The 10,321-nt window shown below is 59.8% G+C and carries 7 protein-coding genes; 6 read left to right on the forward strand and 1 reads right to left on the reverse strand.

Annotated elements, in window-relative coordinates; all coding sequences use genetic code 11:
- Positions 1–2: 2 nt before the first annotated feature.
- The gene (locus ACCC96_RS22250) at positions 3–1,529 is read left to right on the forward strand and encodes an ArnT family glycosyltransferase (protein ID WP_413696920.1); all 1,527 of its coding nucleotides are present in this window, start codon (positions 3–5) and stop codon (positions 1,527–1,529) included.
- Positions 1,530–1,535: 6 nt separating this feature from the next.
- Here ACCC96_RS22250 and secF read toward each other — a convergent pair whose 3' ends face one another.
- Positions 1,536–4,109 (reverse strand): protein translocase subunit SecF, encoded by a 2,574-nt coding sequence (gene secF / locus ACCC96_RS22255; protein WP_413696921.1) that lies wholly within the window; start codon positions 4,107–4,109, stop codon positions 1,536–1,538.
- A 188-nt stretch (positions 4,110–4,297) separates the two neighbouring features.
- Here secF and ACCC96_RS22260 point away from each other — a divergent pair, with 188 nt between their 5' ends.
- From ACCC96_RS22260 to ACCC96_RS22280, 5 genes are all read left to right on the forward strand, one after another.
- Positions 4,298–4,963, forward strand: a complete 666-nt coding sequence (locus ACCC96_RS22260) for a response regulator transcription factor (protein WP_064617807.1) — start codon at positions 4,298–4,300, stop codon at positions 4,961–4,963.
- A complete protein-coding gene (locus ACCC96_RS22265) occupies positions 4,953–6,368 on the forward strand; it encodes a sensor histidine kinase (protein ID WP_413696922.1) in 1,416 nt (471 codons plus the stop codon). Before ACCC96_RS22260 ends, ACCC96_RS22265 begins: the two co-directional genes overlap by 11 nt.
- 265 nt (positions 6,369–6,633) lie before the next feature.
- Positions 6,634–7,650: an iron ABC transporter substrate-binding protein gene (locus ACCC96_RS22270; protein WP_413696923.1), complete on the forward strand. Its 1,017-nt coding sequence runs from the start codon at positions 6,634–6,636 to the stop codon at positions 7,648–7,650.
- Complete coding sequence (locus ACCC96_RS22275; protein WP_258674043.1) at positions 7,651–9,252, forward strand: ABC transporter permease; 1,602 nt, start codon at positions 7,651–7,653, stop codon at positions 9,250–9,252. It begins immediately after the preceding gene.
- Positions 9,249–10,319, forward strand: a complete 1,071-nt coding sequence (locus tag ACCC96_RS22280) for an ABC transporter ATP-binding protein (protein ID WP_413696924.1) — start codon at positions 9,249–9,251, stop codon at positions 10,317–10,319. Before ACCC96_RS22275 ends, ACCC96_RS22280 begins: the two co-directional genes overlap by 4 nt.
- Positions 10,320–10,321 lie beyond the last annotated feature (2 nt).

The raw sequence follows: 10,321 nt of genomic DNA on the forward strand, positions 1-10,321 counted from the left end.
CCATGAACCTTCGGGCTAGTGACAGGGGCGCGTTGGCGCTCCTGCTCGGCGCCTCTGCGCTGATTTTGTTGTTGGGTCTGGGCACGCGGGAGTTATGGGGGCCGGAAACCCGCTGGGCCAACATCGCGCTGCAAATGCTGCAGAGCGGTGACTATTTCGATCCCTACCTCAAGGGCGGGCCGTATTACGACAAACCGCTGCCCTCCTACTGGCTGATCACGGCCACCGCGTGGCTGACCGGCGGTTTGGGACACTGGTCATTACGCTTGTCCTCGGTGGTTGCTGCCTGGCTGAGCGTCTGGCTGGTGTACTTGATCGGCGAGCAGCTGATGCGCAAAGGCACCGGGTTGATTGCCGGCTGGATGCTGGCGACCACCTTCTATTTCGCGTTCTGGGCACGGGTCGCCACCGCCGACATCCTCACCGTCTGCGGTGTGCTGGCGGCGGTGTGGTGGTATTGGCGCGGGCCGCAAGACACGCGTTTCAGCCGTTACCTGGTGTTTTTCCTGCTGTTGTCCCTGACCTCATTGTTCAAAGGCCTGATCGGCTTCATTCTGCCGGGCTTGCTGCTGTTACCGCATGTGGTGCAGGACGGTCGCTGGAAAAGCCACCTCAATCTGCGGCTGTGCGCGGCCCTGGTCATCGCCGGGGCGTTTTACATGACACCATTCATATTGTCGCACCTCTACGGCGCGCCGACTTATGGCGAAAGTGGCCTGGGTCTGGTGCTGCGGGAAAACGTCGTGCGGTTTTTCCAGCCCTTCGACAACATCGGACCGATCTACACCTATCTGATTTACCTCCCAGTCTACACACTGCCATGGGCGCCTTGCTGGATGCTGGGGTTGTGGTTTGCGCTGCGCCACTGGCGCAGCGTCGAACCCAATACGCGCTGGCTGGTTTGGGGGTTGGGTCTGTTGATGCTGTTTTTCACGGCCAGCGGCAGTCGACGCAGTTACTACGTGTTGCCCCTGGTGCCCTTCGCCCAGTTGCTGGGCGCCTGGTGGATCACCCGGCGAATGGCCGAACGCAATGCCACAGACAGGTTCGGTAGTCGCCGATTGAAAATCGGTTTCGGCCTGACCGCTGTGTTGTTGATGGCGATACTCGGTGTGTTCTATCCCTGGACCAACGGCGGTGGCGGCGTGGTTCAGTTCGGTGAGACGGTCAGGCTTGAGGCCAGCAAACGCGCACCGCTCAATACATGGCGCTTGGTGATGATCGAGGTGGACAACAAAGTGCCGATGTACCTGCAAACCGGCGGCGCCCCCTTCTATTATGTGCAGCAAACCCAGGACTTTCCTCGCACCGGCGATACCGCCGCGCTGATGACCTGGCTGGACAACACCAGCGGCCAGCACTGGGACCCGCAACGCACCATCGTTATCACCCAGTACCGCAACGGTGATGCGGTACCGCTGGACTACCTGAGTGCAGACCATCAGGTCATCACCACCACGCCCACCAACGGCGAGCGCATATTCCACGGCCGTGAAGACCAGAGCGTGGCGTTTATACCCGGGGGCTAATAAAGGTCAGTGCACGCTTTTGCTGTCGATCTTTGTCGCCAGGTTGCTCAGTGCCTCGGTACACGCCGCCAGATCCGGCGACCCGGTTCTGACTTGCTTCAACGCCCGGTCCAGGGACTTGTCGATGGAGGTCCAGCCTTCAGGATCAATCGGTCGCAGCTTTTCCTCGTTTTGGTCCCAAGTGCTTTCCAGGTCGGTGATCCTGGCCCGTGCGCCTTTCATGTCGCCACTGCCCAGCAGTTTTTCAGTGTCGGTGATGATGACCTTCAGGTAGGACAAGTCACCCATCGACCCCGCGGAAGGTGCCGCTACAGGAGTGGCGGCACTGCTCTGCTGGCTATCAAGCTTGGCCAGCAGGGTTTTCAGGGCGTCGGCACAGGCTTTCGGGTCCGGTTTGCCGGAGCGCAATTGGGACAGCGCACGGTCGATCGATTTGTCGACCGAAGTCCAGGATGCCGGCGCCTTCGGCTGCAAGGTTTCTTCGGCTTGATCCCACGCTGTTTCCAGATCGGTGATGCGAGCCTTGGCTGCCTTCAGGTCGCCGGCGTCCACTAAACGGGCAGTGTCTACGGTAATCGTCCGGAAACTCGACAAATCGCCGAGTGAACCGGCTGCCGTCGAGGCACTGACCACCGTTTTACCGGCTGTTGCCTGAGCCGGCACCCAGAACCATCCACCGACGCCGACCATGCAGACAGCCAGCAGTGCCCCCAGGAATGGCGTGGACGCCAGATGCGGGATGCGTTTGGGGCTGATCTTCAACGTCGAGCCAACCTTCGCCACCTGAAGTTTTCGTCGGGACAGCGTCAGCCAGATAGCGCTGGACATGAAAATCGACGACACCGCGCCGGATATCAGACCCAGCACCAGAGCCAGCGAGAACATCTGCAACGGTTCGCAGGCAAACAGATACAGGCAGGTCGACGCCATCACCACTGTCAGCACGGTGTACAGCGAACGCCTCAGGGTCTGGCTGATGCTCAGGTTGATCAGGCTCCACAAGGCCAGCGCATCCACCGGCGGGGACTTTTTCACGTTTTCGACAATGCGTCCGAAGATCACGATCTTGTCGTTCAGTGAATAGCCGATGATCGTCAGCAATGCCGCGATGTAAGTGACGTCGATCTCGAACTTGAACAGCGAGAAGATCGCCGAAACGATGAGGATGTCCTGAACGATCGGCAGCAAGGTTGCCAAGGCGATGGCCCAGGAGAAACGCAGGCCGATATAGATCGCGATGCTGGCGAATGCCGCAATCACCGCATAAATGGCCCGAGTGGCAAAATCCCGTGCAACGCCCGGGTCTGCGGTGTTTTCCTCATACTCTACGGTCTGATACTTACCCTTGAACGCAGTAATGATCTGCTTAAGATCAGCGGGCTTGAGCACTTCATCGAAGCGTACGGCGATGTGCTGATTCTGTGCACCGCCCACGGCCACGGTGGCCGGGATGGTGCCCGCCCCGGTCATGATTTGCGTGGCGGTTTCCTGAGTGATCGCACGGTCGACGTCGATGTCCAGCGCAGTGCCGGCGGTAAAATCGATGTCCAGGTTCAGGCCGTGAGCGCGGTAATACAGCGAGCCGGAAACGATGGTCAGCAACGAGACCACAATCGCCGTTTTACCCAGGCCCACGAAGTTGAAACGGCGCGCCTTGGTGGCGCGCGGCTTGCCCTTGCCAATCAACCAGCGCTGGTTGACCCACTGGGTATCGACCAGCCACAGCATCAGCTGGCGAATCAGCAAGAAGTTAGTGGCGACACTGATCACGATGCTCACCAGCATGGTCAGCGCAAATCCTTGAATCGGTCCGATGCCGGCCGCGAACAAGGCAATCATCGCCAGCGCGGTCACCAGGTTTGCATCACGTATCGTCGGCAGCGAGCCTTTGAAACCGTTATCCACGGCTTCGCGCAGAGACCGGCCAAGGTCGATTTCCTCGCGAATACGTTCCAGGCAAATGATGCTCGCATCCGCCGCCATGCCTATACCCAGCACAAACGCCACCACCGCCGACAGCGACAAGGTGGCACCCGAGGCGGTGAACACAATCAGCAATAGCCACAGGTAGACCAGCGTACAAAACGCGGCGATCAAACCGGCGGTGCGGTACAGCCCCACCAGCAACAGGAAAATACAGGCGATGCCGATCAAACCAGCCTGAACGGTTTCCGCCAGCGCGGTTTTGCCGAGTACGCTGCCGACGGTCTGGGTGTATTTCTCAGTCAGCTGCGTGGGCAACCCCTGCGAACTTCCGAGCAGCGAGCGTGATTCTTCGGCGGACGTCAGGCCTGCCAGTTTCACCCGAATATGGTTGGCGCCCTCGACCCGGATGTCCGGCTCGGTAATACCGATGCTGTCGGCGCGTTTACTCAGGATCGCGACCGTCTGCAACAGGTCATCCTTGGCGAGCAGGGTTTTGCCCGGTGCCGGATTCACAACGTAATAAATCTCGTAACCACCACGAAACTCCAGCCCGAAGCGCACATGAGTGGCCAGGCTGGAAAATGTCGCAGCCACCAGACAGGCCAGCAGCCCCGTCAGGAGGATGAACGACAGGCGTCGACTGGAAAGGCTCATGGAAGAAATCCAGAAAAGGGACTGAAAAGCGAATCGAAGCCAAAAGGCTCGCTCACCACTGGCGGGCAGTCTAAAGAAGCGAAAATGAACCGCTTGTTAACGAAGTCGCATGGCTGTGCGACGGCTTGCCAGTGCGTGCCGGACATGCAATGAATGCACGCCTGCGATGCCTGATCAGGAAGCGAGCGATGAAGGTTCTGGTGGCCGAAGACAATGCCCTGCTGGGTAACAGCATCAAGCGCGGGCTTGAGGAAGAAGGCTGGGTGGTGGATCTGGCCAGGGACGGTAAAGAGGCCTTGTACTATGCCGATGCCAGTGAATACGACGTGTTGGTGCTGGACTGGATGCTGCCGCAGATATCGGGTCTGGAGGTACTCAGCGTGGTGCGCGGCAAGGGCAACGACGTGCCGGTGATCATGGTCACGGCCAGAAGCGAAGTAGTGGATCGGGTGCAGGGCCTGGATCGTGGCGCCGACGATTATCTGAGCAAACCTTTCGAAATGATCGAGTTGGTGTCGCGGCTCAATGCCCTCTATCGACGCTCGATCGCCCGTGGCTCGAAATCGCTGACACTGGGCAATCTGAACATCGAACTCGACACCTTGCGGGTCAGCATCGGCGACCGTCCGCTGGATCTCACGGGCATGGAATACAATCTACTGGTGGCGCTGGCCGGCAAGGCGAATCAACTGCAGACCCGCACGGTATTGCTGGGGTTGCTCTACCCTTTCGACAGCGAGCCGGACAGCAACAGCCTGGACGTGCTGCTCAATCGCCTGCGACGCAAGTTGGCTGGGGCCGACGTCGAGATTGAAACCGTTCGCGGCAAAGGGTTGATCCTTCGTGTGGCGTAACCTGGCACTGAACATCAAAATCGCACTCACGCTGTTCGTGGTTCAGGCGTGTGTGTTGCTCGTCGGCTATGTGTGGCTGAGTCATTGGGTGCAAACCACCCGGCTCGATGAACTGCGGCACCATCTTGATACCCAGTCGGACGTCATCGAGTCGCTGATCAGCGTCGAAAACGCACAGTTGGTCTATCAGCGCCAGGGTGAATTCGCCTCGGAACTGGATCACGATCACGACCTGTATTTTGATTTGTCATCGATATCGGGTGAGATGCTGCAAGAGTCCTGGGGGCCAACGCCGTCAATGCGCAAAGCGCTTCGCGAGGCCATGAGTCAGGTTCGCGCGGGCGACGAAGAGACGTTCCTGTTCGATGTCGGTCACGAGAAATGGATCGCACAGATGGGCGACCTTGAGCGCGCCGGCCCCGAAGGCCCGCTGAAAGCCAGGCTGCTGGTGGCCACCAACGCGCAACCGGTGCTCAATGCGGTCGACGCCTTCAAACGGGTGGTGGCTCTGGCCGCGATAGGGATATTGCTGTTGACGACGCTTGGCAGTTTTATCGTAGTGTCGCTCTCCACCCGCAACCTTCGCCATTTCGCTCGACAACTGCGCACCTTGAAGCCGCCGGAATTCACCCGCCGGGTGGTGTTCGAGGCGCACTCGGCGGAAGAAAAACTGCTGTTCGACAGCTACGCGCAAATGGAAGCGGCGGTTCAGGAGGTGCTGGAACATCAACGGCTGTTTATCGCCAACGCCTCCCATGAACTGAAGACGCCGATTGCTGCCGTGACCTCTGCGCTGGAGGTCATTCTGGCGCGGCCACGGCACGCCGAAGATTACGCCCAGACCTGTCGTGATGTGCTGGCCGAAATGCAGGTGCTCAAGCGCCTGTCTCTCGGCCTGTTGGACCTTGCGCAACTGGAGGGCACCACCGAGATTGCCGGGCAGGCAAGCGGGTTGAATGACAATGCGCTCAATGCCGTTGAGCGTTGGCGCAAGGCCGCCGAACTCAAAGGTCTCAGTCTCTCCCTGCATCTGCTGGAGGATTATCAGGCCCAAGTCGCCGGAGGTCCGGAACAGTGGGAAGTGGTGTTTGGCAACTTGCTGGACAACGCCATCAAGTACACCCCGGCCGGCGGTACTGTCGACGTCACTCTGGACGAACAACCAGGCAGCGGTTTGATCATCCGGATCACCGATAACGGTGCAGGCATGTCCGCGCAAGAGATCCGGCAGTTGGGGCAAGTGTTTTTTCGTGCCGACGCCGCACGGTCGCAACCATCGTCGTTCGGGCTTGGGTTTGCCCACTGCAAGCGGATTGTCGAAAGACTGGGTGGACATCTGACGGTTCAAAGTACGCCGCAGACAGGGACACGCGTGACCATTGCTATGATGCGTTATAAGCCTTGAGCCCCCACGCCACCTCAGACCAGGCCAAAGTTCAGCCAAGGGGCCCAAAGCCACACTCTGATCGAAGATATCGTTTGAAAGTTGCCCACCACCGTGTCGGCTCAAGTTTTCCACCGACAGTGAAATGACATCTATTTACGATTTTTTGACGTTTTTTTCTCATTTGGAGCTCTACATTCGCGGCGACTCAAACATGCAAATGATTCGCATTGTTCCAATAATGAATCCGCGCGTGTTGACTAAAAAAACAGGAGCCGTCGACAGAATGATTTCCCGCATCCCCTCGTTCCTTAAAAACGCATTGCTGACCACTGCTTTCCTCAGCGCCGGTCATGTGTATGCCGCTGCGCAGGCTGACGGTATCGTGGTCTACAACGCTCAACACGAAAGCCTGACCAAAGCCTGGATCGAAGGCTTCACCAAGGAAACCGGTATCAAAGTGACCGTGCGCAATGGCGACGACACCGAGATGGGCAATCAGCTTGTGCAGGAAGGTGCAGCCTCCCCGGCCGACGTGTTCCTGACCGAAAACTCCCCGGCGATGGTGTTGGTCGACAACGCGGGGCTGTTTGCACCGGTTGCGCCGAGCACGCTGGAACAAGTGGGCGCGGCCTATCGTCCGGCGCATGGCAAATGGGTAGGGATTGCCGCGCGCTCCACGGTGTTCGTCTACAACCCGAGCAAGCTGTCTGAAGCAGACTTGCCAAAATCGCTGATGGACCTCGCCGCACCGAACTGGAAAGGCCGCTGGGCTGCTTCGCCAGCAGGCGCCGACTTCCAGGCCATCGTCGCAGCTGTATTGGAACTCAAGGGTGAAGCCGCGACCCTCGACTGGCTGAAAGCCATGAAAACCAACTTCACCGCCTACCGGGGCAACAGCGCCGTGCTCAAGGCGGTCAATGCCGGTCAGATCGACAGCGGCGTGATCTATCACTATTACAGCTTCGTCGATCAGTCCAAGACCGGCGAGAACAGCAAGAACACCTCGCTGAACTACTTCAAACACAAGGATCCAGGTGCCTTTGTCAGCCTGTCCGGCGGCGGCGTCCTGGCCTCCAGTCAACACAAGGAACAGGCCCAGGCATTCCTGAAATGGATTACCGGCAAAGACGGCCAGGCGATCCTCAAGAACGGCAACTCGTTTGAATACGCCGTGGGCAAGAATGCAGAGTCCAATCCGAAACTGGTGCCGCTGCAGCAACTCGACGCTCCGACTGTCGACGTCTCGAAACTCGACAGCAAAAAGGCGGTTGAGCTGATGACCCAGGCCGGGTTGCTCTAATTGCTTCCTGAAACGCTACCGGCAGAGGTCGCTGCGGCGTCCTCTGCACACTTGCGCGCACGCTCTCGCGGCCTCTTCGCAGGCCGCGGCGGCGCCTGGGTGATTAGTCTGTCGGTGCTGATGTCGTTACTGGCGTTACTGCCGATTGCTTTCGTGATCGGCGTATCGGTGCAGACTGGCTGGGCGACACTGGTGACGCTGGTATGGCGCCCACGCGTCGGCGAATTGCTGATCAACACCGTGCTCCTGGTGGTGCTCACTATTCCCTTGTGCATCGCACTAGGGCTGGCGCTGGCCTGGTTGACGGAACGCACCAACTTGCCGGGGCGACGCTGGTGGTCGCTGTTGGCGACGGCGCCGCTGGCGGTGCCGGCATTCGTGCACAGCTATGCGTGGGTCAGTCTGGTGCCACCGATTCATGGGCTGTTTGCCGGTGTTCTGGTGTCGGTCATCGCCTATTTCCCGTTTCTTTACCTGCCGATAGCAGCGACTTTGCGCCGGCTCGATCCGGCCATCGAAGATGTCTCCGAGTCGTTGGGGCTCAAGCCCTGGGCAGTGTTCTTTCGCGTGGTGCTGCCGCAGTTGCGCCTGGCCATCTGCGGCGGTGCCTTGCTGGTGGGGCTGCACTTGCTGGCCGAGTACGGTCTGTACGCGATGATTCGCTTCGACACCTTCACCACGGCCATCTTCGATCAGTTCAAGTCCACCTTCAACGGGCCTGCTGCCAATATGCTGGCCGGCGTCCTCGCGCTCTGCTGCCTCGCCATGCTGACGGCCGAGTCGGCTGCTCGCGGCACGGCGCGCTACGCCCGGGTCGGGTCGGGAAGCGCGCGCGAACAAAGGATCGTGCGCTTGAAGTTGCGCACCACCCTGCTCGCGCTCACGCTGCAAGGCATGACCTGTGTGCTGGCACTCGGTGTGCCGTTGATCACCCTTGGCAAGTGGCTGATCGCCGGTGGCGCGCAAGTCTGGAACCTGAGCGAACTGTTGCCGGCGCTGGAGCAGACGCTGATGCTCGGGGCCGCCGGTGCGCTCATTACCACATGCGCGGCCATCCCGATCGCCTGGCTGTCGATTCGCTCACCGGGCCCGTTGCAACGTGTGCTGGAAAGCTGCAACTACATTACCAGCGCGTTGCCGGGGATTGTCGTTGCGCTGGCACTGGTAACGCTGACGATTCATTTTGCCCGACCGATTTACCAGACCACCATCACGGTGCTGTTGGCGTATTTACTGATGTTTTTGCCCCGCGCCCTGGTGAGTTTGCGCGCAGGCATCGCCCAGGCGCCGGTGGAACTGGAGAACATGGCGCGCAGCCTCGGCCGTTCGCCTGGTCGGGCGTTGTGGCTGATCACTCTGCGTCTGGCCGCACCCGGTGCTGCCGCTGGCGCTGCGCTGGTGTTTCTGGCGGTCAGCAATGAGTTGACCGCCACCCTGCTGCTCGCCCCCAATGGCACGCGCACCCTGGCCACCGGTTTCTGGGCAATGACCAGTGAAATCGACTATGCCGCCGCGGCGCCCTATGCCTTGCTCATGATTCTGCTGTCGCTTCCGTTAACCGGACTTCTTTACCACCAATCCAAACGCACGGCTGGCCGATGAACGCTCTTGAACTCCACTCGATCTGCAAGTCCTACGGTTCTCAACGAGCCCTGGAGAACATCAGCCTGTCGGTGCCGACGGGAAGCCGTACGGTGATCGTCGGCCCGTCCGGTTCGGGCAAGACCACCTTGCTGCGAATGATCGCCGGTTTCGAGTTCCCGGACTCGGGCAGCCTTGCGCTCAATGGTCAGACGCTGGTCGACGGCACCCGCGAGGTACCCGCGCATCAACGCTTGATCGGCTATGTTCCGCAGGATGGTGCACTGTTCCCGCACATGACCGTAGCCGCCAACATCGGTTTCGGGCTGGCGGCCAAGGGCGTTGCCAAACAGGAACGTGTCGCTGAGTTGATGGACAGCGTGGCACTGGACTCGAGCATGGCCAATCGTTGGCCGCATGAACTCTCCGGCGGCCAGCAACAGCGTGTCGCGCTGGCCCGGGCCCTGGCGCAACAACCACGGCTGATGTTGCTGGACGAGCCGTTTTCGGCACTCGATACCGGTTTGCGCGCCGCCATGCGCAAATTGGTCGCAAGGCTTCTGGCTGACGCCGGTGTCACGACCATTCTGGTGACTCACGATCAAAGTGAAGCGTTGTCATTCGCCGATCAGTTGGCGGTGATGCGTCAGGGCCGGCTAGTGCAATCCGGACATCCGCTGGACCTTTACCGCTATCCCGCCGATGAACAAACCGCCCTGTTTCTCGGGGATGCCGTGGTCATGCCGGCCAGAATCGAAGCGGGTTGGGCTCATTGCGATCTGGGTCGCATACCGGTCAACAACCACAGAAACAACCGATCAGCGCAAATCATGCTGCGCCCCGAGCAACTTCAGCTGATCAGCGCGCCCCACGGCCTGGAGCAACAGGACGGCTGTCGCGGCGTGGTCACCGAATGCGATTTCGGCGGTAATACCTGCACATTGACCGTGGAATTGCAGACGTTGAGCGCTGATGAGCGTCCGGGGCGTTCATTGCTGGTGCGCAGCTCCGGCATGCATGCGCCACCCGCTGGCAGCGAGGTTCATGTGTCGACCATCGGCCATGCTCATGTACTGAGCGAACCTTAAGG

The organism is Pseudomonas sp. Pseusp11, from assembly GCF_047304405.1.
In the GTDB taxonomy this organism is placed as follows: domain Bacteria; phylum Pseudomonadota; class Gammaproteobacteria; order Pseudomonadales; family Pseudomonadaceae; genus Aquipseudomonas.

Coding starts and splice junctions, on each gene's coding strand:
- ACCC96_RS22250 (WP_413696920.1), top strand. CDS start 3: ATGAACCTTCGGGCTAGTGACAGGGGCGCGTTGGCGCTCCTGCTCGGC.
- secF (WP_413696921.1), bottom strand. CDS start 4,109: ATGAGCCTTTCCAGTCGACGCCTGTCGTTCATCCTCCTGACGGGGCTG.
- ACCC96_RS22260 (WP_064617807.1), top strand. CDS start 4,298: ATGAAGGTTCTGGTGGCCGAAGACAATGCCCTGCTGGGTAACAGCATC.
- ACCC96_RS22270 (WP_413696923.1), top strand. CDS start 6,634: ATGATTTCCCGCATCCCCTCGTTCCTTAAAAACGCATTGCTGACCACT.
- ACCC96_RS22280 (WP_413696924.1), top strand. CDS start 9,249: ATGAACGCTCTTGAACTCCACTCGATCTGCAAGTCCTACGGTTCTCAA.